At 51.1% G+C, this 22,590-nt stretch carries 14 protein-coding genes; 5 read left to right on the forward strand and 9 right to left on the reverse strand.

Going from position 1 to position 22,590, the window contains the following annotated elements:
* Position 1: 1 nt before the first annotated feature.
* Positions 2-757 (reverse strand): MlaE family ABC transporter permease, encoded by a 756-nt coding sequence (locus KK083_RS24525; RefSeq protein ID WP_254168414.1) that lies wholly within the window; start codon positions 755-757, stop codon positions 2-4.
* Between the two features lie 323 nt (positions 758-1,080).
* Here KK083_RS24525 and KK083_RS24530 point away from each other — a divergent pair, with 323 nt between their 5' ends.
* From KK083_RS24530 to KK083_RS24550, 5 genes are all read left to right on the forward strand, one after another.
* Positions 1,081-6,102, forward strand: a complete 5,022-nt coding sequence (locus tag KK083_RS24530; protein ID WP_254168416.1) for a translocation/assembly module TamB domain-containing protein — start codon at positions 1,081-1,083, stop codon at positions 6,100-6,102.
* Positions 6,083-8,509: a translocation and assembly module lipoprotein TamL gene (gene tamL / locus KK083_RS24535; protein WP_254168418.1), complete on the forward strand. Its 2,427-nt coding sequence runs from the start codon at positions 6,083-6,085 to the stop codon at positions 8,507-8,509. Before KK083_RS24530 ends, tamL begins: the two co-directional genes overlap by 20 nt.
* Before the next feature lie 110 nt (positions 8,510-8,619).
* Positions 8,620-8,838, forward strand: a complete 219-nt coding sequence (locus tag KK083_RS24540) for a YtxH domain-containing protein (RefSeq protein WP_262899602.1) — start codon at positions 8,620-8,622, stop codon at positions 8,836-8,838.
* Between the two features lie 12 nt (positions 8,839-8,850).
* Entirely contained in the window at positions 8,851-9,195 is a 345-nt protein-coding gene (locus tag KK083_RS24545) for a phage holin family protein (protein ID WP_254168422.1), read from the forward strand.
* Between the two features lie 410 nt (positions 9,196-9,605).
* Positions 9,606-10,847 (forward strand): serine hydrolase domain-containing protein, encoded by a 1,242-nt coding sequence (locus tag KK083_RS24550; RefSeq protein WP_438834730.1) that lies wholly within the window; start codon positions 9,606-9,608, stop codon positions 10,845-10,847.
* A 149-nt stretch (positions 10,848-10,996) separates the two neighbouring features.
* Here KK083_RS24550 and KK083_RS24555 read toward each other — a convergent pair whose 3' ends face one another.
* The 8 genes from KK083_RS24555 to KK083_RS24590 all read right to left on the reverse strand — a co-directional run bounded on the left by KK083_RS24555 (position 10,997) and on the right by KK083_RS24590 (position 22,447).
* On the reverse strand, positions 10,997-12,226 hold the full coding sequence (locus tag KK083_RS24555) for a DEAD/DEAH box helicase (RefSeq protein ID WP_317195247.1): 1,230 nt from the start codon (positions 12,224-12,226) through the stop codon (positions 10,997-10,999).
* Positions 12,227-12,491: 265 nt separating this feature from the next.
* On the reverse strand, positions 12,492-13,853 hold the full coding sequence (locus KK083_RS24560) for a 3-keto-disaccharide hydrolase (RefSeq protein ID WP_254168426.1): 1,362 nt from the start codon (positions 13,851-13,853) through the stop codon (positions 12,492-12,494).
* A 117-nt stretch (positions 13,854-13,970) separates the two neighbouring features.
* Positions 13,971-15,017 (reverse strand): Gfo/Idh/MocA family oxidoreductase, encoded by a 1,047-nt coding sequence (locus KK083_RS24565; RefSeq protein ID WP_254168428.1) that lies wholly within the window; start codon positions 15,015-15,017, stop codon positions 13,971-13,973.
* A gap of 361 nt (positions 15,018-15,378) precedes the next feature.
* Positions 15,379-16,599, reverse strand: a complete 1,221-nt coding sequence (locus KK083_RS24570) for a tetratricopeptide repeat protein (RefSeq protein ID WP_254168430.1) — start codon at positions 16,597-16,599, stop codon at positions 15,379-15,381.
* Between the two features lie 11 nt (positions 16,600-16,610).
* Complete coding sequence (gyrA, locus tag KK083_RS24575; RefSeq protein WP_254168433.1) at positions 16,611-19,121, reverse strand: DNA gyrase subunit A; 2,511 nt, start codon at positions 19,119-19,121, stop codon at positions 16,611-16,613.
* 148 nt (positions 19,122-19,269) lie between these two features.
* The gene (locus tag KK083_RS24580) at positions 19,270-20,280 is read right to left on the reverse strand and encodes a hypothetical protein (RefSeq protein WP_254168435.1); all 1,011 of its coding nucleotides are present in this window, start codon (positions 20,278-20,280) and stop codon (positions 19,270-19,272) included.
* A 135-nt stretch (positions 20,281-20,415) separates the two neighbouring features.
* The gene (locus KK083_RS24585; RefSeq protein ID WP_254168437.1) at positions 20,416-21,849 is read right to left on the reverse strand and encodes a COG3014 family protein; all 1,434 of its coding nucleotides are present in this window, start codon (positions 21,847-21,849) and stop codon (positions 20,416-20,418) included.
* A 13-nt stretch (positions 21,850-21,862) separates the two neighbouring features.
* A complete protein-coding gene (locus tag KK083_RS24590) occupies positions 21,863-22,447 on the reverse strand; it encodes a penicillin-binding protein activator LpoB (protein WP_254168439.1) in 585 nt (194 codons plus the stop codon).
* Between the last annotated feature and the right edge of the window lie 143 nt (positions 22,448-22,590).

The following is a 22,590-nucleotide window of genomic DNA, read 5'->3' on the forward strand; positions in this document are numbered from 1 at the left end:
CTCACCGGCGAAAGATGTTAGTAACTTGAAGGCCCAGCAGGTCGATGACGAAGATCAGGATCATGGAAATGACCACAGCCGAATTGGCTGCCTTGCCCACACCTGTAGTTCCTTTCTCGGAATGGTAGCCCGCATAACTTCCCACCAGCCCGATGGCAAATCCGAAGAAAGCAGATTTGATCAGCGAAGAGAACACGTCGAGATACGTGACATTGGTAGCTACCTCATTGAAATAAAGTGCGAAGCTCGAGCTGTTGATGAAGTTCACGGTCATAAAAGATCCGAGCAGCGCCACCACGTCAGCATACACCACCAAAAGCGGCAGCATCAGCGTTGTGGCTGTGATCCGGCTCACCACCAGGTACGAGAACGGACGGGTGCCCGATACTTCCATGGCATCGATCTGCTCGCTTACCTGCATGCTGCCAAGCTCAGCCCCTATGTTCGAGCCGAGCTTGCCGGCGCAGATCAGCCCGGTGATCAATGGCCCCAGCGACCTTACAACCGCCTGAGATACCAGCGACGGCAACCATGATTCCGCACCGAAAGAGGCCAGCGAAGGACGCGATTGCCTGGTGAACACGATGCCGGCAATGAACGCCGTAAAAGTGATCAGGAAAAGCGACCGGTTGCCCACCGCAAAACACTGCCGGATTATTTCCCTCACCTCGTAAGGGGGCATAAAAAAATGTTTGATCACCTGCACCACAAACCGATGAATATCGGCAACGCGAAGCAAAAAGTTACGCAATCTCATCTTGAAAGACTTATCATCATCACATCCGCTTCAGATTCTATTAGTATGCCATTGCCGCCGCTGCACGAACTGGGTAAAAATGGACGGGAACAACAAAAAAAGATCTGGGTAAACCTAAGCACTTCAATTTCACTGTAGAATTTTGTACTCATAACTGTAAAATGGTAATCGGTAGATGGTAACCGGTAATCGGTGTTAGTGATAACCAACCAAGCCGATCACTGATTACCGATCACCGGTTACCGATTACCGGTCACTGATCACCGACTCAAGAGGGCACAAGATTTTGACTTCCGGCCACAAACAACACGGCAGGAGACCACATGCAGCATAGAGCGAAAAAGTTTTTGATCACCACACTCAAGGTCGTTGGGTGGGTAGTAGTTTCCATCGTTACGTTGTTGATGATCGTGATCGCGGTGGTGCAGATCCCCGCTGTTCAGCATAAGATCACACAAAAAGCAATTTCATTTCTGCAGGAAAAGATCGGCACCCCTGTAGCGCTCGAAAGTCTGTATATCTCGTTTCCCAAGAACATCGTATTAAAGGGCCTCTATCTCGAAGACCAGGCAAAAGATACACTGCTTTACGCCGGCAAGCTCTCGGTTGACACGGACCTGTGGGCCCTTACCCGCAACGAGATCCAACTCAATAATATAAACCTTGAAAACACAACGGCCTATGTCAAGCGTAACGCCGGTGACAGTGCATTCAACTACTCTTATATAATGGAGGCTTTCGCCGGCGATTCCACGGCCGTACCCGATACCCTCGAGCAGAAAGGCTGGGATTTTTCGCTTGAAAAGATCACACTTGAAAAGATCAACGCGCATTATCACGACCAGCTTGCCGGCAACATTGCGGATGTAAGGCTCGGCGAATTTGAGCTGGAGATGGATAAATTCGACCTCAAGAATTATGTATTCGGTATTGAATCTGTAACGCTGGCTGATACGCGCGCCGACTTTACCCAAACCAAACTTAGCGAAGCAGCAGCAACGGAATCTGCACCAGATTCGGCGGCCACCCTCGATCTGAGTTTTGGCGAGGTCTCCTTAAAGAACATCGTCGCCAATTATACACAACAGCAAACGGGACAGGTGATCAGGCTCGACCTGGGGGAAACGAACCTCGAAGCTGATAAGATCGACCTCAAAAACCAGGTCATTGCGCTGGATGAATTTTCCCTGCACCGTACTTTTATTGCCTACCAGCAGTTGTCGGGCAAGCACGCCATCAACGGGCAGGCTGGTTCTTCGGCTGTTAGCCCGATGCAGGCATCCGCAGCCGGTAAACCCGCTCCGGCGGAGAAGAAACGCGGCTGGAAGCTCAGCCTTGCCAACCTCGATCTTTCTGACAACAGCATCCAGTTCTATGATTTTCGTAAGCCGCATAACCGCGGCAGCGTAGACTTCGATCACCTGTGGATCACGGACCTGGGAATAAAAGCACAAGACCTGGCGCTCGACGGTGAGGACATCAGGATGAAGCTTGAAAATTTTTCGTTTCGCGAGAAAAGTGGATTCGCGCTCCGGTCACTCGAGGCCGACCTGAAGATCTCGACCGATAGCGCTTCGATCAAAAACTTTGTGCTGCTCACGGACAACAGCAAACTTCAGCTGGACGCGAATGCCGGCTTCGAATCTTTTGAGCAGCTGGCAGAAACCTATCCGGAGGCGACACTTCGTTCAGAGATAAAATCGTCGTTTATCGGGTTACAGGATATCCTTTATTTCAATCCCGCCTTGCTGGACAGCCTTCCGCTCGAGCTCCATCCGCAGGCAAGGATCAACGTTGATGCGATCATGAACGGAACCGTCAATAACCTCTCCATCCATCACCTGGTTGTGAAGGCGTTCTCCGATACCTACCTGAAGCTCAAAGGCCATGTTGTAGGCCTGCCCGATGCCGAAAAAATGAGCATGAACCTGGAGCTCGACAAGTTCTTTACCACACGCAACGATGTGCTGTCGATCCTGCCTGACACGCTCCTGCCCGACTCCATTGCACCGCCGGAGTGGCTGAACGTAAACGGCGTTTTTAAAGGCAATGCAAAAAAGGCGGTATTCAACAGCCAACTGACTACAACTATTGGGTCCGTTGACCTGAAAGGAGACATGAACCTCGATTCGGCATCGGCTACCCGTGGCTTCAAGGCGGCGGCATCCATCAACGATTTTAACCTGGGCGCTTTGCTGATGCAACCTCAGACCATTGGCAAGCTCAACCTGCAGGCTTCCATCAACAGCCAGGGTCTCACCAAAGAAGAAATGACCAGCGCCATGGAGGCCACGGTAAAAAGTTTTGAGTATCAGGGATACCGTTATGAGAACTTCAAGCTGAAAGGTAAAGTGCACAACGATGTGCTGGAGGCGCATGCGGCCCTGCAAGATAAGAACCTCGCCTTTGCCATTGACGGTGACTATAACTTTCAGGAAGAGGTGCCCAAATACAACTTTACGTTCGACCTGAAGGACGCAGACTTCAAAGCGCTTGGCCTGGCGGAGCGCCCCCTGAAAGCGCGGGGCACATTGGATGTGAACATGGCCACGGCGGATTTCAAAATACTCAACGGCTCGCTCGGCATCCGCAAGGTGGCGATCTTCAATGGCGACGCACTCTATGCCGTTGACTCCCTGCTCTTCGCTTCCATTGACCAGGAGGGCCGTTCGGAAATAAAGATCGACTCAGACATCCTGCAGGGAAGCTTCGCCGGCTCTATCAACATTTTTGAGCTTCCCGCCGTGCTCAGGGAATATTTCAACACCTACTATTCCCTGCACGATTCCGTAGAACAGAGCTATGAAGCGCCACAACATTTCAACTTCGCGCTCAAGCTGCGCAAAACGGAGCTGATCACGGACATCCTGCTGCCGGAGCTTACCTCTTTTGACCCCGGTGAGATCAAGGGTGAGTTCGACAGCAAAGACAAACGCCTGGAGCTGAAATTCGATATCACCAAGCTGCAGTACGGCAACATCGGTGTGAGCTCATTCCTGTTCAGCACCAATTCAGACTCCTCCATGCTCAATTACAATGTCTTCGTAGACAAGATCCGCTTTGATTCACTCCAGATAGACGGGCTGGAATTCAACGGCAGTGTGGCCCATGATTCCATCCGAACAAACGTGATCGTGCTCGACTCCCTCGAGCAGCACAAATACGTTATCGGCGGCACATTCTTCAGCCGAGATAAGGAATTCGAGCTGCAACTCTCTCCCCGCGAAATGGTGCTCAACTACGAACCCTGGGATGTGCCCCGCAATAACTACATCCGGTTTGGAGGAGAAAAGCTTGTGGCCAGCAACGTAACGCTCAGCAAAGGAAAAGAAAAAATAATCCTGGAGTCAAAACCTGATCCTGGCACACCACTCTTTGTAGGGTTCAGGGAGCTGAGCCTTAAAAACCTGATGAGCATGGCGGCACAGGACGAACCCGTATCGGGCATCCTGCATGGAGATATCAACCTGTTTCCTGAAAAAGATAACTTCCGGTTTACCTCCGATATCCGGATCAGCGCCCTCACGATAGCCGATATTCCGTGGGGCAACCTGGCCCTTAAGGTTGAGCAAAATGTCACCAACAGATTCGATGTAGACTTCAGCCTTATGGGCGATAATAACGATGTAAAAGCCAACGGCTACTATACTGCCGGCGAGACCGCTGCCATGGACCTCACCGCTTCCATCACCCGTTTCAACCTGGCAGCCATCCAGCCACTGACCGTTGGCCAGGTTCAAAACCTGAAAGGCATCCTTACGGGAGAGATGCGTGTGAAAGGTTCCCCTGAGAAGCCTGACATCGATGGCAGTATCAGGATCAGGGACACACAATTCCTCTCCACTTATCTCAACAGCCAGTTCAACATCAAAGACGAATCCATAACCTTTAATAACCGCGGCATCTCGTTCGATAAATTCCAGCTGGTGGATGAGCGCAATAACACCGCCACCGTCAACGGTATGATCCTGACCAGTGACTACCGTGACTTCCGGTTCAGGTTAGACCTTACCGCCCGTAACTTCAGGTTGCTGAACACTGTGGCAAAGGACAACGAACTCTTCTACGGCAGAATCGACATCGATGCCAACGCACGGATCAGGGGCACAACGGTGAACCCATCCGTAGACATGGAAATGAGCCTTAACGAGGGCGATCACCTGACGTATATTGTGCCTCAATCGGAAGCTGCCGTGCTCGAGCAACAGGGCATCGTGAAATTCGTAGACAAGACCTTCAAGGCCGATCCGTTCATGAAAGAAGTGCAGCGCGAGCTGGCTGACACCATTAAAAGCACCTTCACGGGCATCGACCTCACCGCCAAAGTAGAGCTGAGTGACAAGGAAACGTTTACCGTGATCATCGATCCTACCACCAACGATCAGCTGACGGTAAAAGGCAACACCACGCTCACACTGCAGATGGACCGCTCCGGTGATATGCAGCTCTCAGGGCGTTATGAGATCTCGGAAGGAACGTACAATCTCTCCTTTTACAAATTCGTAAAGCGCGAGTTCCAGATCGAAAAGGGCAGCACCATGACCTGGTCGGGCGATCCGCTGAATGCCGCCATGGACATACACGCCATCTTCAAGGTGGAGACCTCTCCCATCGATCTGCTCGCCAACCAGCTTCAGGGCACAGACCCAAAGGAATCTAACCAATACAAACGCAGGCTTCCGTTCCTGGTATACCTCAACATCGGCGGCCAGCTGCTGAAGCCCGACATTACTTTCAGGCTCGACATGCCGATGGAAGAACGCAACGCCCTGGGAGGAAACGTTTATGCCAGGCTGCTTGACATCAACACGCGGGAATCCGATCTCAACAAACAGGTATTTGCGCTGCTGATCCTGAAAAGATTTATTGCCGACAATCCGTTCGAAAGCCAGAGCGGTGGCAGTCTGGCAGGAACAGCGCGGTCAAGCGTGAGCAAGATCCTCACCGAGCAGCTCAACCGGTTATCGGAGAATGTCAAAGGTGTGGAGCTGAGCTTCGACGTAAAATCATACGAGGACTACTCAACAGGTCAGGCACAGGGTCAAACAGAGCTGCAGCTGGGCCTCTCCAAAACATTGCTGAACGACAGGCTTGTGGTAAAGGTATCCGGCAACATCGATGTTGAAGGACAAAACACCAACCGTGATGCCACAGACTACATCGGAGACCTGGCGCTGGAATACATGCTCACCGACGATGGGCGGTTCCGGATCACGGGATTCCGCAACAGCAACTATGATATGATCGACGGCGAGCTGATCGAGACGGGCGCAGGCCTGATCTACATCAAAGACTACAACACCCTGAGCGAACTTTTCAAGGCCAATGCAAAAACGAAAAACTAATCCGGTATACCCTCTCTTCTCTGCCTTTCAATACAGGCCGTTGCGTTACTTTCTTTTTGCGCTGCTGATGACGGGCTGCACGGCAATGAAGTATGTGCCGGAAAATGAAGTGTTGTACACGGGCTACGAAATAAAGATCAAATCCAAGAAACGGATCAAGTCCAAAAGCCGCATCAACGAGCTGATGGATCAGAACGTATCGCCCAAGCCCAACAGCTCCATCTTCGGCATGCGGCCCGGACTCTGGTTCTACTACAAGGCAGGCCCTACCACACGAAAAAAAGGATTCAGGAGCTTCGTGAAGAACAAGCTTGGTCAGGTACCTATTTACATGCGCGATGTTGATGCCGAAAAAACCGCCACCTTGCTGAAAGGTCATCTCGTGAACAACGGCTTTTTCCAGGCAGAAGTAAAATCGGAAGTGAAGGTCAACGGGAAAAAGGGTAAGGTGATCTATACGGCGTTTCTGCACCGCCCCTACCGGCTGAGAAATATCGACTACCCGAAGAACAATACACTGTTCGCCAACATTGACTCCATCAAACAGAACTCATACCTGAAACAACGCCAGCGTTACAACCTGGAGCGGCTGCAGGCAGAACAAACCAGGATAGAGCAGGAGCTTGAAAATTACGGCTATTTCTTTTTTGACGACCGGCACCTGTTGTTCGAGGCCGACAGCACCGTGGGCGACAAGAAAGTGGATTTATTACTCACCTTGGAAAACGGCGTTCCTAAAAAGGCCAAGCGCATTTACAGGCTGGGAGAAATTTCCGTATTTCCTGATTACACCATCTCGCGCGATTCACTCATCCGCGCAACGGATACACTGAAGGTCCTGGGATATAACTACATCGACCGGCAGAAGAATTACAGGCCGGAGATCATCACCAAGGTCATTAACCTGAAAAAGGGAAACATCTACCGCCGTGAAGACCGCGAGTTCACATTAAGCCACCTGATGAGCCTTGGGTCGTTCAAATTCGTGGATATCAAGTTCATCGAATCACGTCAGGACTCAGCTCTGCTTAACGCGAATATTTATCTCACACCTTACCTGAAAAAATCCATCCGCGCCGATCTTCAGGCCACCTCCAAATCCAACAACTTTGTAGGTCCTGGCCTCACGCTGAAGTTCACAAACCGGAATTTTTTGCGTGGCTCCGAGCGATCCGATATCACGTTAACCAGCGGATACGAAGTGCAGATCAGCCGCAAAACGCCGCAGCCGCTCAATGCCCTCGAGCTTGGCGTGGAATCGGGGCTTTCAGTGCCCAGGTTCATCTCTCCTTTCGACATTTATTACCCTACACGGAAATACCTTCCCAGCACCGATATCAAGCTCGGCTTCCGCCTGCAGCAACGGATCGGCTATTTCCGGCTCAATTCCTTCAATCTGGCCTATGGCTACACCTGGCGCGAGAATACCATGAAAACGCACGAGCTGTATCCCATCGACATCAGCTATATGAAGCTTGGGCATACGTCGCCGAAATTTGATACGCTTATCAACAAGAATCCCTTCCTCGCCCGTTCCCTCGAAAACCAGTTCATCATGGGGGCCCGTTATACCTACACGCTGAATACACAAATGAATCAGGAGCGCACTGAAAAATTCCGCGAGCAACGGTTCGAAAGATCTAACTTTTATTTTAGCGCCAAAGTAGAGTCGGCCGGCAACCTGGTGCAGCTGCTGCGGGGAGGTGAGTTTGACAATGACCTTGACAACGAAAGGCTGAACATTTTTGGATCGGCCTATGCACAGTTCGTTCGTGGAGAAGCAGATTTTCGCTACTACTGGAAGCTGGACAAAAGCAACATGATCGCCTCACGCATCATTGCAGGAACCGGCTATGCCTTTGGCAACTCCATCACCATGCCCTACATCCGTCAATTCTCCACGGGTGGCTCCAACAGTGTCCGGGCATTTCCGGCAAGGTCGATCGGCCCCGGCACGTACTACGTGAAGAACGATAATTCGAATGAGAACAAGATCCTGTTCATCGATCAGCGTGGCGACATCAAGCTCGAAGGAAGCACCGAATTTCGGTTCGATATTGTGAAGATGCTCAAGGGCGCCATATTTGTGGACGCCGGCAACATCTGGTTGTGGCGTGAGAACAACGCATTGGCTGGAACACCGGAACAGCCGACTGTTGATCCTGCCCCAAATCCACATGGAAGGTTCGACCGCGATACTTTTCTGAACGAGCTGGCTGTGGGCACCGGCTTCGGCACCCGCTTCGACTTCAACTTCTTTGTGCTGCGCCTCGATCTCGCCTTCCCCATCCGCAAGCCCTGGCTTCCCGACGGCCAGCGCTGGGTGTTTGATGAGATCGCTTTTGGAAGCAGCCGGTGGCGCGCTGAAAACCTGATCCTGAACATTGCTATCGGCTATCCCTTCTGATGTACACACTGAAAAAACATTCGTGGAATATTTTCCCTTCAACAGTTTCCGGAATGCAGGTATATGAATGGTACAAGTGATGTGCGTATCGTGGACAATAAAGTAAACACATGAAATCAAGTTTTATATTTTTATTGGGTTTGGGGATGGGTACTGTCCTCGGAATTTTAGTAGCACCGGACGCGGGCAAAGTAACCCGGAGAAGGATCAGGGACGAAGCTGACAAGATCATCGATAAGGCGCTGGCAAAAAAACGTCTGAAAGAGACTGCAGTAGAGGCAGCACCCGAGGTGTTAGTGGTGACTGAAGAAGAACGTTATACGATTTAAACCGGCAATTTTATGAGCGAATTATTTTATCGGGCAGCAGGTGCTATTCTCGCTCCGTTCCGTTACGCAGAACGTGAAGTGCAGCACATGAAAGAGGTTGCCAAAGAAGATATCCAGGAATTTATTGCCAACTTGATCAAGCTGAGCCTGATCTCGGTTGCGTCATTATTATTCCTGCTTTTCATCAGCATCACTGTGGCAGCGGCCATCAACGACTCGGCTAACAGCAGCTATCTCGGCTGGGCGATCGTTGCAGGTTTTTACCTCCTCATTGGTATAGGGCTCTATATCTGGAGGGAGACCACACGTGATAAGAAAAAACCGGTGGCAAATACGAGGAGGCCGGCAGGAGTTTGAGAAAAGAAGCCAGGAGCCAGGAGTAAGAAGCCAGGAGGCGAAGACTATTTCTCGCCTCTGTCACACCGTATTCACTTACTAACCAGTAGTGCAGGTGCACTGACTAAAAAAAGTGAATGGCATTAGTATTTAGCCCTGAAGGGCGCGCAATATTGGATAGCGCCGGGTAAAGCCTGGCGCTATCGCATTCGGGATTTAACGTGCCACAAGCAATCCATATCTTCACATTTTTTGGCACGTAACAGAAAACGTCCGGTCCGTGATAGAAAGTCGCAGACGCGTCATCCAACACATCACTCCATTTTATTCAACAAAAAAGCCATTGAACAGAATTGTTCGCCGCTGGCCATGTCGGCTATGAGCTACTCCTGAAACTTTGTTATCTTAAAACGCAAATTTTAAGAACCCCTATGCGCATGAGACCTTCCCCTGTCTTTTGGTTATTGTTATGCTTTGTATCCAACAGCCTATTATACGCACAAAAAAAACAACCTCAGGTATATTATCCCGACAAGAACCTGTGGGAAAAGCGCACACCCGAGAGCATGGGTATGAATGCAGCGCTGCTGAAGGAAGCCATTGACTTTGCCATTCAGAGCGAAACAAATGCTCCGCGCGACCTCAAGGAAGCCCATTACCTGAGCGCTTTCGGCAGGGAGCCTTTCGGATTTCCCGTCGGCCCCATGAAAGAACGCGGCGCACCGAGCGGCCTCATCATCAAAAATGGTTATATCGTTGCCGAATGGGGTACACCACAACGCGTAGACCTGACCTTCAGCGTGGCCAAAAGTTTTGTCTCCACCGTGGTGGGCCTGGCTGTGCAGAACGGACTTATCGCCAGCGTAAACGACAAGGTGCATCCTTATATGGCGCCCGTCATTCCATACACCCCTGCCCGGCTCGGCGAGAATAAGGCCGACCTGCTCAGGCAGGAAGAGGTCATCGAGCTCTTCAACACCGAGCACAATCAGAAGATCACGTGGGACCACCTGCTGCGCCAGACCAGCGACTGGGAAGGAACCTTATGGGGAAAACCCGACTGGGCCGATCGTCCGCAAGGCTCCTCCGCAGAGTGGCTCACACGTCCGCGAAATGAGCCCGGCACCGTGTATAAATACAACGACACGCGCGTGAATGTGCTGGCCCTGGCGGCGCTGAACATCTGGCGCAGGCCGCTGCCCATGGTCTTAAAAGAAAAGATCTTGGACCCGATCGGCGCCTCCGATACATGGCGATGGACAGGTTATGAGAATTCATGGATCGTGCTGGACGGTGTGCTGGTGCAGTCGGTGAGTGGCGGATCGCACTGGGGTGGCGGAATGTTCATCAACGCTTACGACCAGGCGCGCTTCGGTTACCTCACGCTTCGAAGGGGACGTTGGAAAGACAAACAGCTCATCGACGAAAGCTGGATCCGCATGGCGCTCACACCCACAACCGCTGAGAAGACCTATGGCTTCATGAACTATTTCCTCAACACCGATAAAACGTTATATCCGAGCGCACCCGCCACGGCCTTCGCGCACATCGGTGCCGGCACAAACATGGTCTACGTAGATCCCGAGAACGACATCGTGATCGTTGCCCGCTGGATCGACAACAAAGCGTTGGATGGGTTGATCGGGAGGGTGTTGAAGAGTATGGAACGCTAGGTTATTGTTGCCAGTTGCCGGTTACCAGTTGCCGGGTCTGAGCAGTGTAATGTCAAAGTTCAGTGCGTTGATCTCAAACTGATCGAAGCCTGGTATGTGAAATCGGGGAGGTACGAAACCGGCTACCTGGCAACTGGCAACCGGTAACCTTACTGTCTCTTTTTCCCATTTACGCCTCCCCTCCGGTTACGGTTGCGACCGTTGGAGAACCTGCGTTTCGGTTTGGAACCTGTGGCGGAAATGGCCGGCCCTTCTCCCAGGTCAGCGGGCAGCGGAAGTTTGGCGATCTCTTTGCCGATCAGTTTTTCGACACGCAAAAATTTGTGATGATCCTTTTCGTTGACGAATGTGATGGCAACACCAGTGCGTTCTGCGCGGGCCGTTCTGCCGATGCGGTGCACATAGTCTTCTGCGTCGTGTGGCGTATCATAGTTGATGACAAGACCAATGCCTTCCACATCGATACCACGTGAAAGAATGTCTGTACCGATGAGGATCTGCAGTTGTCTGTTCTTGAAGCGGTTCAGGATCTGCTCCCGTTCCGCCTGCTCCAGGTCTGAGTGAAAGGATTGCGCTGAAAGGCCGGCCCTGGCAAGCTCGGAGCCCAGCCGCTTCACATTCTCTTTCGAGTTTGAGAAGATGATCACGCTCTTGTAATCGTCCTGGTTGAGCAGTCGTTTCAACAAAACATTTTTCTGGTGATCGTACAGCAGGTAGGCCTGCTGCAGAATACCTTCTGCAGGTTTTGAGATAGCGATGTTCACCTCCTTAGGCTGAACCAGTATCTGGTTTGCCAGTGTGCGGATGCGCGGCGGCATGGTGGCGGAGAACAACAGGGTCTGCCGCTTGGTGGGCAGGTATTTGATGATCTTGACGATGTCGTCGAAGAATCCCATGTCGAGCATCCGGTCTGCTTCGTCGAGCACCAGGTGCTGCAGGTGATTGAAATCAATGGTGCCGGAAGCAAGCAGTGCTATCAGGCGGCCCGGAGTGGCAATAATGATGTCTGCGCCCTGTTCCAGTGCCTTGCGCTGCTGATCCCAGGTGGCGCCGTCGTTACCGCCATATACCGGAATGGAGCTGACGCCGAGAAAATATCCGAATCCTTCAACCTGCTGGTCGATCTGCAGGGCAAGCTCTCGCGTGGGCGCGATCACAAGCGTGTTCAAATGACGTTTCTCAGAGTGTACGATCTTGTTGAGGATGGGCAGAATGTAGGCTGCTGTTTTACCGGTTCCTGTCTGCGCACAGGCGATCAGGTCATGGCCGGAAAGGATTACTGGTATCGTATTCTCCTGCACAGGCGTCGGCTTGGTATAACCCATGGAATCCAGTCCATCCAGAAGGCGTTCGTCGAATTTAAAATCTTGAAAAGTCAATGTTGTAAGTGAATTGTTGAAAAATATTGGCAGCGGGGCGTTTCCGAATTACGTTTCCCAAGGTAAAAAAGCGGAAGATAGTCAAAAAATCAACGCTGATTATGGGATTTTTAGGATTAATCTGATTATTGATTTGCAGGATTAACAAAGATCCAACCTCGATTGTTCCGATTTCAACCACGATTACTGGATTAACAGGATTCAAGCTCCTGAATTAGTCCTGTAAATCCTTCAATCCAGGTCCTGGTCTAATCCTGTAAATCCTTTAATTCTGGTCTAATCCTGGTTTAATCTTGATGCTTCGGAACGATACCTGATCGCCATGATCTTGCAGGAGGATGTGGCCCTTTTCAGCCATGCCGAAGTTCTGCCACTGCTGGTATTTGCTGCGGGCTACCAGGGCCTGGTAAACCGGTGATCCTCGCTGGTATTCCACCACCTTGTAGCCGTTCAGCCAATGCTCTACGCGGTTATCAGGATACACTACGATACGGCCGCTGTTCCATTCTCCAATAGGACGTTGCCCGCGTTTAATCTTCAATGACGGGATGAGGTCATATAGCGATGCGATAGTCCGGTTGACTACAACACCCTGTTTGGCATCAGGATGTTTTTCATCATCCAGCACCTGGTATTCAAGCCCGATGGCCGAGCCGCTGTTACCTTCCTTCTCTGTAACAAAGTATTTAACACCGCTGTTGGCTCCTTCGGTAAGCCTGAACTCGAACTGCAGATCGAAAGCGCCGAACGTTTCTTTCGTGATGATGTCGCCACCATTCTGTGATTCAGCACCGCTTGATTTGAGCACGCTCAGCACACCATCTTCGATCTTCCATCCCTGTGCGGGGAACTGCTCCTTGTAGGCGCCCCTCCACCCTTCCGTTGTTTTGCCATCCCACAAGAGCTTCACGCCGTTCTGTTTCTCCTGCGCTGAAAGGGTATTGGGAACGAGGTTCACCACAAAGAGTTTGTCCCAGACATACGGCTTCAGGTCCTTGGTCTGGATGCGGATGTTCCGCCACCGCACCTGCTGGCCTGCCTCCTCGGGTTTGCTGATGGCGTGAACCTGCAGAGCAATAAAACCTTTCGAGGTCATGTTGTCTACCAAATGTGCCGTCGGAATACGGTTCACCCAAATGCGGATCACGTCGCCGATGCACTCGATCCGGCACGAGTTCCATTCACCTTTCCGGTAAGCTTTCTTTCCTTCGGGATTGTATTCCAACGGATAGAGCCAGTCGCGGCGCGCTTCGTCATAGATGCCACCTGTCCATGCGCGCGCCGATGGATCGATCTCCATCTGGTAGCCATGCACCCTGCCGTTCTTGAATTCCGGTTTGCTTTCGCTCCTGAACTGAATGCCCGAATTCATCTCCGCATCGAGCCTGAACTCAAGCTCCAGGATAAAGTCTTCGTAAATGGATTCAGTGGTTAAAAAAGAGTTGGGCTCATTGTAAACTGTTGTGCCCACGATCTCACCATTCTTTACCTCATACTTTGCGTTACCATTCAGCTGCTTCCAGCCCTTCAGATCTTTACCATTGAACAGCTCTGTCCAGTTACCACGCACCTGAGCTCCTGTGGTGATACTTACTAGACATAGAAAGAATAAACTCAGATATTTCATATTTAAAGATAGTTAAAAGGAGTAAGAAGTAAGGAGTAAGTAGAAAGGAGGCTGCGCTCATTCTTACTCCTTACTACTTACTCCTTACTTCTTTTCTTCTAAAACGTGTACCAAAGACTAAGCGATCTTAACAGCACGCATCGTCTTGCTACTCTCACCACAAGCTTCGATCAAGCGAATCCCATCCCGCGATTCTTCGGGTTTCACAGCAAGAGGTTTGCCATGGCAGATCGCTTCATACAAATTATCGTAGAAGCTCAGGTAATTGCCGGGGATTGTCTCGATGAGGCCGTTATAGTTCAGGCCGTTGACGGTGGTATTAAGTTTGCCCCACCATTCTTTGCTCTCGCTTCCCCATCCCGGCGTGCCCGGAATTTTTTTGTCTTTCAGCGCCTGCTCCTGCGGATCGAGCCCGTATTTGATGAACGAACCCTCCGTGCCATGCGCGATATACCGGGGGCCCGGCTCGCGTACGAGATAACTCGACTTGACGATCACATGAAAATCTTTGTAGGTAAGACGGATGTCATAAAAATCATCCACCTTTCCTCCCGGCCGCTGCGCACCCAGGCGCGCATCAACAGACAAGGGCATGCCGAACAACACCAGCGCCTGATCGAGCATGTGCGACCCGAGGTTGTAAAGAATGCCCGTACCTTCCTTGGCTTCCTCCTTCCAGGTATTGGCTTCGATATAATTTCTAAAGCGATCATAGTGAAGCTCGAACTCCACCAGCTTTCCCACCAGCTTTTGTTCGATCACCTTCCTCACCGTCATAAAATCTCCATCCCAGCGGCGGTTCTGGAAAACGGTGAGTATTCGCTTTTGCTTGGCGGCCAGCGCGATGAGCTCATCGGCCTGCTGTGCCGTGACGGTAAATGGTTTTTCTACGATCACATGCTTGCCTGCGTTCAGGGCATCTTTCGTATAGCTGTAGTGCGATTCGTTGGGTGTGTTCACGATCACCAGCTCAACAGCGCTGTCTTTCAGGATCTCTTCGGGCGTGTTGACGAGCCTGTGAGCATGCTTCGCCGGCTTTCGCAGGTCGCGCTGCATCACGGATGAGATCTGAAAGCCCGGGTGCGCATCGAGCAGCGGGCCGTGAAAGACCTCGCCCGACATGCCATAAGAAAATAAAGCGGTGTTGATGATGCGGGATGACATGACTGTACTTGATTGATTTGTGTATAAGTTAACGTATCTGCCACTAATTAAAGGTCCACGGTCCACAGTCGACAGTCCACTTTCCACAGCCCCCACCCCATGAAACCGGTATCCTGAGCGATGCATGTGAGGCGGTAATGTGCGAGCGAATGATCCCCTATTCTTTACTGCGTACTTACTACGAAAGCTTGTCTTACAAAGTGCACTTCCGCCATATGGGGATCCTTCACTCCCGCCAGCCAACGCACTTCCATCGTTCAGGATGACGGGCCTAACCGTCTGCGGGTCCGTGGACTAGCCATAAAAAAGCCAGTCTGAATAATTCAAACTGGCTTTTATAAAAATGACTCAGGCCATGATGCTAGTTCTCGGAGTCAGCGCCGAGCTCCTTCAGGCGTTTGATCACGCGTTGCTCTTTAGCGTCATCACCGAGGTAATAATAAATGGTTCTCAGCCTGTCGAGCACATCCACATCTTTCGGGTTCAGCTGTTCAGCTTTTTCCCAGTAAGGAAGTGCGATCCTGTATTTCTCAACCAGCAGCTTGTCGAGCTCAGCTGATTTTTTCTTATCGGCAGCAGACATGCCCAGGCTTTTCAGCTGATCCCTGATCTTGTTGGCGTCGATCAGGTAGATCTGCGCCAGGTAATATTGGGGATCGAAATAGTTCGGGTCGATCTTCAGCGCATCCTGGAAGTTTTTCTTCGCTTCTTCCCAGTTCTCTATTTTGGAGTTGGTGTAGCCGAGATAGAAGTGCAGGATCTTGTTGTTCGGTTCTTTCTGCACTGCTGCTTCAAGGCTTCCTTTTGCTTCCTGGATCTTGTTCTGGTCGATCAGCAGACCGATCTCCAGCTTCGGAAAATCAGGGTTTGTAGGCAATGCCGCTTTACCTTTGCGCACCACTTCAAGGGCCTTGTCCTTGTTCTCCATAGGGCCGGCGTTGTAGATCTGGTAAAGGATCAGGTACGCATCTTTCGACTTGCCGCCCTTCTCGAGGTACTTGTTGATGTTCTCGATGGCCAGCTCGTTGTTCTCGTTCTGTTGTGCCACGAGGCCGGTAACATAATATGTCAGCGTATCGTTGCTGTAGGTCTTGATCTGGCTTTCGAAGATCTGCTTGGTCTTGCCCAGGCTCTTGAGACTGCCTTCGTTGTCAGCGTCGTCCTGGAACTGCTTGATACCTTTGTCAAGGTAGTAGTTGGCAAGCATTTCCAGCTGTTGCGACTTGGTCACGGGCATAATGCTTCCGGGATCCTGTGTGAAGTACTCGGAGCCTGACTTGCCAAGCTGATCGGCTTTTGCAAAAGACTCGAGCGCTACTTTCAACGGATCGGGATCAAGCGACTTGAAGGATTCGTTGGACGTTGTATCAATCGCCGCATAGATCAATCCGCGGTAATACCAGGTCTTTCCGTCATTCATGGTCTTCTCATAGGTAGTTGCCGCATCGATCATATCCTTCGCCTCATTCAGCTTGCCCTCCTTCATCAGATTCAATGCTTTATTGATATTTGGCTTAGGCTGTTTCTGCGCAAAAACAGCTACGCTGGCCAGCATCAACATCAGAAAAATTAGTCGTTTCATTTCTATGTTGTTTAATTGTTTGTAGTTGACTGGTTTAAGTTCTCTCCTTCTATTTTTTCTATTTTCTGTATTTTTTCCACAGAGGAGATCCGGTCATCGTCGTTGAGCTTGATGAGGCGTACACCCTGTGTTGCCCGGCCCATTACCCGCAGCTCTTTCACTTCAATGCGGATAGTGATGCCTGAGCGGTTGATGATCATGAGCTCATCGTCATCGCCCACTTCCTTGATGGCAACAAGTTTGCCAGTTTTATCCGTGATATTGATGGTTTTGACGCCCTTTCCGCCACGGTTGGTGATGCGGTAATCATCCATCGACGAACGTTTGCCGTAGCCGTTCTCCGATACCACCAGCAGGTTCGCATCCTCGCGGGTGATACATACCATGCCGATCACCTTATCGGCCTCCGAATCCAGCGTTACACCGCGAACACCAGCGGCAGTACGGCCCATCGGACGCACCTGCGATTCGTTAAAGTGAACCGCCTTACCCTCGCTTTTCGCGATCACAATATGGTTGTTGCCATTGGTAAGCGAAGCGTTGAGCAGCCGGTCGCCCTCATGAATGGTGATGGCGTTAATGCCGCCCTGGCGTGGACGCGAATAGGCTTCCAGTGATGTTTTTTTGATGATGCCCCCTTCGGTACAGAGGATCACAAAGTTGTTCGTGATGTAGTTCTCATCCTGCAGGTCTTTCACATTGATGATAGACCTCACGTTGTCGCCGGGTTCGATGTTGATGAGGTTCTGGATAGCCCTTCCCTTCGAGGTCTTGTTGCCTTCCGGGATCTCGTAGGCTTTCTTCCAGTATACTTTGCCCTGGTCGGTGAAGATCAGCAGGTAGTTATGTGCTTGCGCGATGAAGAGGTGCTCCGTGAAGTCGTCCTCTTTGGTGCTCACACCGCGTGAACCCACGCCTCCCCTTCCCTGGGTACGGTACTCAGACAACGAGGTACGCTTGATGTAACCCTGGTTGGAAATGGTGATGAGCATTTCCTCGTTCGGGATCAGCGCTTCCACCGTGATATCGTCGTCGTGCGGAACTACCTGCGTTCTGCGTTCGTCGCCGTAGCGCTCTCTCAGCTCCGTGAGCTCGTCCTTGATGATCTGCATCCTGATGTGTTCGTGCGCCAGGATCTCGTTCAGACGTTCGATGAGCTGTTTCACTTCTTTGTATTCCTCCTGGATCTTGTCACGCTCAAGTCCTGTGAGACGTTGCAGACGCATGTCGAGGATCGCCTTCGCCTGGATCTCGGAGAGACCGAAGCGTGTCATCAGGCCGTCTCTGGCAGTATCCGGATCTTTCGAATTGCGGATCAGCGAGATCACTTCATCGAGATTGTCGAGGGCGATCAGGTATCCTTCGAGGATGTGTGCCCGGCGCTCGGCTTCCGCCAGCTCAAACTTCGTTCTGCGTACCACCACTTCATGGCGATGCTCTACGAAATGTTTGATCAGGTCTTTGAGGTTCAGCGTCTGTGGCCGGCCTTTCACCAGCGCCACGTTGTTCACGCCGAACGTAGACTGAAGCTGCGTGTATTTGAAGAGGTTATTGAGTACGATGTTGGGTACAGCATCGCGCTTGAGGTCGTAAACCACCCGGTATCCCTCACGGTCTGACTCGTCGCGGATATCGGAAATGCCTTCGATCTTCTTTTCGTTGATGAGCGCTGCCGTCTTCTCGATCATCATGGCCTTGTTCACCATGTAGGGAACTTCCGTAACGATGATCTGATCTTTGCCGCTGGCGCTGGTAACGATCTCTGCCTTGGCACGGACCACAATTTTGCCCCTGCCGGTGAGGAACGCTTCCTGTACACCAGACACACCGTAGATGATGCCACCGGTCGGAAAATCGGGAGCGGTGATATACCGCATCAGCTCCTGAACAGTGATCTCGCGGTTGTCGATATAAGCGATAATGCCATCCACCACTTCACGCAGGTTGTGCGGCGCCATGTTCGTAGCCATGCCCACGGCAATACCGGAAGATCCGTTCAGCAGCAGGTTGGGGATTTTGGCGGGAAGTACAGACGGTTCAGTGAGCGAGTCGTCAAAGTTAGGCTGAAAATCGACCGTATCCTTGTTGATATCGGCCAGCATTTCTTCAGCAATCCTGCGCAGCCTGGCTTCGGTATAACGCATAGCGGCAGGAAAATCGCCGTCTATGGAACCGAAGTTTCCCTGGCCATCCACAAGCGTATAGCGCAACGACCAGTCCTGGGCCATACGCACCATGGTATCATATACCGAGGCGTCGCCATGGGGGTGATATTTACCAAGAACCTCACCGACGATCCTGGCTGATTTCTTATAAGGTTTGTTGTAGTTGACGCCCAGTTCCTGCATCCCGTAAAGGACCCTGCGATGAACTGGCTTCAGTCCATCCCGTACATCGGGAAGAGCCCTCGACACGATCACCGACATCGAATAATCGATGTAAGCTCCCCTCATCTCATCTTCAATATTGATCGGAATTATGCTTTGCCTTCCTGGGGGCAAACCACCACTTTCTTCTGCCATTTAAATTGCGTTTTTTAAGCTGGAATTACGTTTTTTTACAGCCGTGCAAGATAAGAAATAGTCTTCAAGTTTGAAGTTTAAAATTTAAAGTTTCAGGTTCTGGAACCGTGCCTCGCCCAACTTTAAATTTGAAACTTGAAACTTCCAACTAATAAGGGTTGAGCTTCTTCTTGTTCTTCCCCTTGTACTTGATCAGTGTGGGATAGTTCTCGCCGTAGTGGGGGTTCTGCTTTTTGTAGATGGGATGGCGGCGGCTGCGGTATTCGCGGTTGCCATGGGCATGGTTGATCTGGGCATGGCAATCTTTCAGGAAGCACCTTCTCAACTCGGGTAAACGATAGGTTGCGCCAATGCTGAGATAAGCGGCATTGAGCCTGTGGGTGATGCTCTGGCTGGTCTCGGGTATCGACAGCTTGTAGTTCTTGAACTCGAACGAGGGCCGCACAAATACCTTGAAGTACTCTGACATCTCACGCTCCAGGCTCACACCAAGGTTGAAGTACATTCCTTTTTTGATCAGGCTGTCGTCGAACTGGCTGCCGAGCTTGTATCCGCCCACGTTGGCATCCACTACCACCACGTATTCATAGTAACGATAGACCTTGGCCCCGAGCAGCAGGAAATACTTTTTCAGGAAGAAGTTGTTAGCCTGCGGCGAAAATGAGCTGATGCTGCCGCCGTAGCTGATGGGTTTGAACTTGCCCAGGTGTGTGAATTCGTAGGAGTATCCCCCGCCGATCCGGTAGCGGTCGATTTCCACATGCACCGTTGCCTTCAGGGGGATGCTGAAAGTTTTGCTTCGGAAGCCGATGGTTGCTGTATCTGAGTTCACGGAGAACGCGCCCGACGTTGTGGGGTATGTGGAAGGTGTTACTTTATTGAACCAGTCGCCATAACGTACGCCCGCGTTATCGTGGTCAAAGATCAGGGGCAGCGAGTCGGGCTGCTGAATGATGCCGAAGCTGTCGAGCTTGTGATTGACGAATACCTGGCCGTAACCAGTGCTAAGGCTCACGTGGAGCTTGCTGAGCAACAACCGCAGCACACCACTCTTCTGGCGCTCGATGTAAAAATGCTCAAGGGGTATGGTGGCAGCCTTTTCGGACTTGTATTGCGCCCAAAGCAGCGGCATACCCGCCAGGGTGAACACCAGGGTCAATATAGCAGTTAAGCGCTTCAGGACGATGGATTTAGGTCTTCCAAGTACAACCGTAAGCCACTAAAAATCTGGCTTTTAAGGGATAAAAATAAGGGAATTGTTATAAACATCCTATACGTTTCTTTCCGGGGCAGCTCAATACATGCGGTAAGGGGCCGATGAAGTTTCTAACGAAGAGAAGGTATGGAATAGTGTCTGGTGCTTTTTGGCCTGGTAGGTGAAATTGTACCGCGCCTCATCAGCGCCACCCTGAAGCCTGAAGGTCACCTGGTTACTGCCTTCGTTCAGGGGCACACGCGAATAAAAGATGCTGTGTGGCAAGGTCTGCCAGTTGCGTGTATCCGCCTTTTCGGTGATGGCATTGACGGCGCCGATCAGGGCCCCCAGGCGGTCATCTTCCTTCTTGAGGCTGTGCTCCGTTGCCTTCTTCAGCGCCGCCCGCAAGAGACCTTTGCTGAACTCCAGCATCATCCTTTGCTTCAGGCTGTAGAAGGCTATCTTGTTGATGTCTTCGGTCAGCTCCATCGCGTACGAAACACTGTCTTTATCCAATACTGCCGACTGAAAATACATGTCCCGTTCGATGTACCGGGGAAAGGCTACACGCAGCACCTCGATGCTTCGCAGGTCTGACTTCTCTTTTTTCTCGTCTACCTTGAATGGAAACGCGATGCCCAGGTTCTGGTTCGTAAAAACAACCATGTTGCTCTGGCTGTGATCCATGATGAAGTTGATGTTCCACTCACTTTTGACCGGGGCCAGTCCGTTGTGCCAGAAGAACACGAGCTCCGCATCAGGCTTCACGGGTTTGTAGCTCTCCATGCCGAACTTTGTTTTGAACTCGTCGAACTCGTCTCTGAAGCCCGTCCACCAGGCCGTGTTCAGCAGGTCTTTTTTCAACTGCTCCGGTACCTGGAGCCCGAACATTTCGGCGTAATCGGTCTCATAGATCTCTACGGCGTTGCGATAGGCGATGAATGCGTTATTGTAATCACCGGTAGACTGGTAAATGATGCCCATCAGCGTGTGTGCAAAAGCATCGCGCTGGTATTTTTTCTCGGCGCTGTACTTATCGCTGAGCTGGTTCAGCCTGATGTTGAGGCGGCGGCATTCCACCAGGGCCTGGTCGGGCTTATTCATCTTGAGGAAGTTGATGGCCTTGAAGTACAGCAGCATCAGGTGCTCGTGATCCTCTCCACGATACATCACCAGGTTGGGGTTGGTGAGGTATGAAGCTGCTTCGTTGATGTAGTTGATGCGGTAGTCTTCGCCGAAGAGAAAAGCTTTTTCGAAGTATTCATTGCTCTCTTCATATTTACCCAATACAGAAAGCAGAAGACCGTTATTCACAAAGTAGATGAACTGGCTTTTGCTCGTAGCGAGGTTGTCTTTCTCCTGGAGGGTCTGCAACGCTTTCTGAAGGTCGCCTTTTTCGAATTCGGCGTTAAAGTCCCAGTGTTGCTGATAGTAGGTAGCGCAGGAAATGGCAGAGATAAGGATAACGAATATCGAAAACCGAATACTGAATTTTGAAGTAATGGACCAGCCTTTTGTCTCCGGAAGATTCATCGGTCAGAAAGGATCAGTTCTTGACGTACTTCTTGATCTCGTTCTGGCCGTACCAGATGCGCTTGTTGGTCTCTATGTCGGTCAGGTACAGGGTTGTGATGTAGTTGACAACCCTCTTCTTGTTGTACACATCGGTTTCGGAGGTCATCTCGCCAAACAGCATCACGTCTGCGCCCAGCTCTTTGCCCCACTGCTTCACGGTGGAGGCATCGGCATAATCCTGCTGCTCTGCCCTTTCAACCCTGAGCTTGTCCCTGAACTCGCCTGACTCAACCAGGTCTGCAACGTTCGAATTGTGGATCACCACTTCGAATTTCTTCACGAAGTTATCGGCGTCGATGTGTTCAGCGGTTTTGTTCCTGATGGTGCCTACTACGATCACCGGTTTACGGTTCTTGGAAGAGGCGTAGGTCTTGAACGAAGGAGAATCAAAAAGATCATAGATCATCTGGTCTGCCACCTTCCGTGAATCGACATCATTCCAGCGTCCGCTGAGGTCGATCTCGGAAGAAGGGTCGATACGGGTGACCTTCCGCGTCTGGCATGAAGCAGAGACCAGGAAGAGCAGAAGTAGCAGGGAAGTGTAAACCTTAAGCATAGTATTGTCTTTCAGTCAAAAATCTTGCCGTTTTCTGCGGCATTTCAGATTTGAAGGTTCAAATTTTTAGTTTCTTCGGATCGCGACGGGCATCCTGGATCGTGATTATTTCTATCGCTTCGTCCACGATCTGGTAATAAAGA

It is taken from the genome of Chryseosolibacter histidinae (assembly GCF_018598225.1).
Lineage (GTDB): Bacteria > Bacteroidota > Bacteroidia > Cytophagales > Cyclobacteriaceae > Chryseosolibacter > Chryseosolibacter histidini.

Coding starts and splice junctions, on each gene's coding strand:
- KK083_RS24525 (WP_254168414.1), bottom strand. CDS start 757: ATGAGATTGCGTAACTTTTTGCTTCGCGTTGCCGATATTCATCGGTTT.
- KK083_RS24530 (WP_254168416.1), top strand. CDS start 1,081: ATGCAGCATAGAGCGAAAAAGTTTTTGATCACCACACTCAAGGTCGTT.
- tamL (WP_254168418.1), top strand. CDS start 6,083: ATGCAAAAACGAAAAACTAATCCGGTATACCCTCTCTTCTCTGCCTTT.
- KK083_RS24540 (WP_262899602.1), top strand. CDS start 8,620: ATGAAATCAAGTTTTATATTTTTATTGGGTTTGGGGATGGGTACTGTC.
- KK083_RS24545 (WP_254168422.1), top strand. CDS start 8,851: ATGAGCGAATTATTTTATCGGGCAGCAGGTGCTATTCTCGCTCCGTTC.
- KK083_RS24550 (WP_438834730.1), top strand. CDS start 9,606: ATGCGCATGAGACCTTCCCCTGTCTTTTGGTTATTGTTATGCTTTGTA.
- KK083_RS24560 (WP_254168426.1), bottom strand. CDS start 13,853: ATGAAATATCTGAGTTTATTCTTTCTATGTCTAGTAAGTATCACCACA.
- KK083_RS24565 (WP_254168428.1), bottom strand. CDS start 15,017: ATGTCATCCCGCATCATCAACACCGCTTTATTTTCTTATGGCATGTCG.
- KK083_RS24570 (WP_254168430.1), bottom strand. CDS start 16,599: ATGAAACGACTAATTTTTCTGATGTTGATGCTGGCCAGCGTAGCTGTT.
- gyrA (WP_254168433.1), bottom strand. CDS start 19,121: ATGGCAGAAGAAAGTGGTGGTTTGCCCCCAGGAAGGCAAAGCATAATT.
- KK083_RS24585 (WP_254168437.1), bottom strand. CDS start 21,849: ATGAATCTTCCGGAGACAAAAGGCTGGTCCATTACTTCAAAATTCAGT.
- KK083_RS24590 (WP_254168439.1), bottom strand. CDS start 22,447: ATGCTTAAGGTTTACACTTCCCTGCTACTTCTGCTCTTCCTGGTCTCT.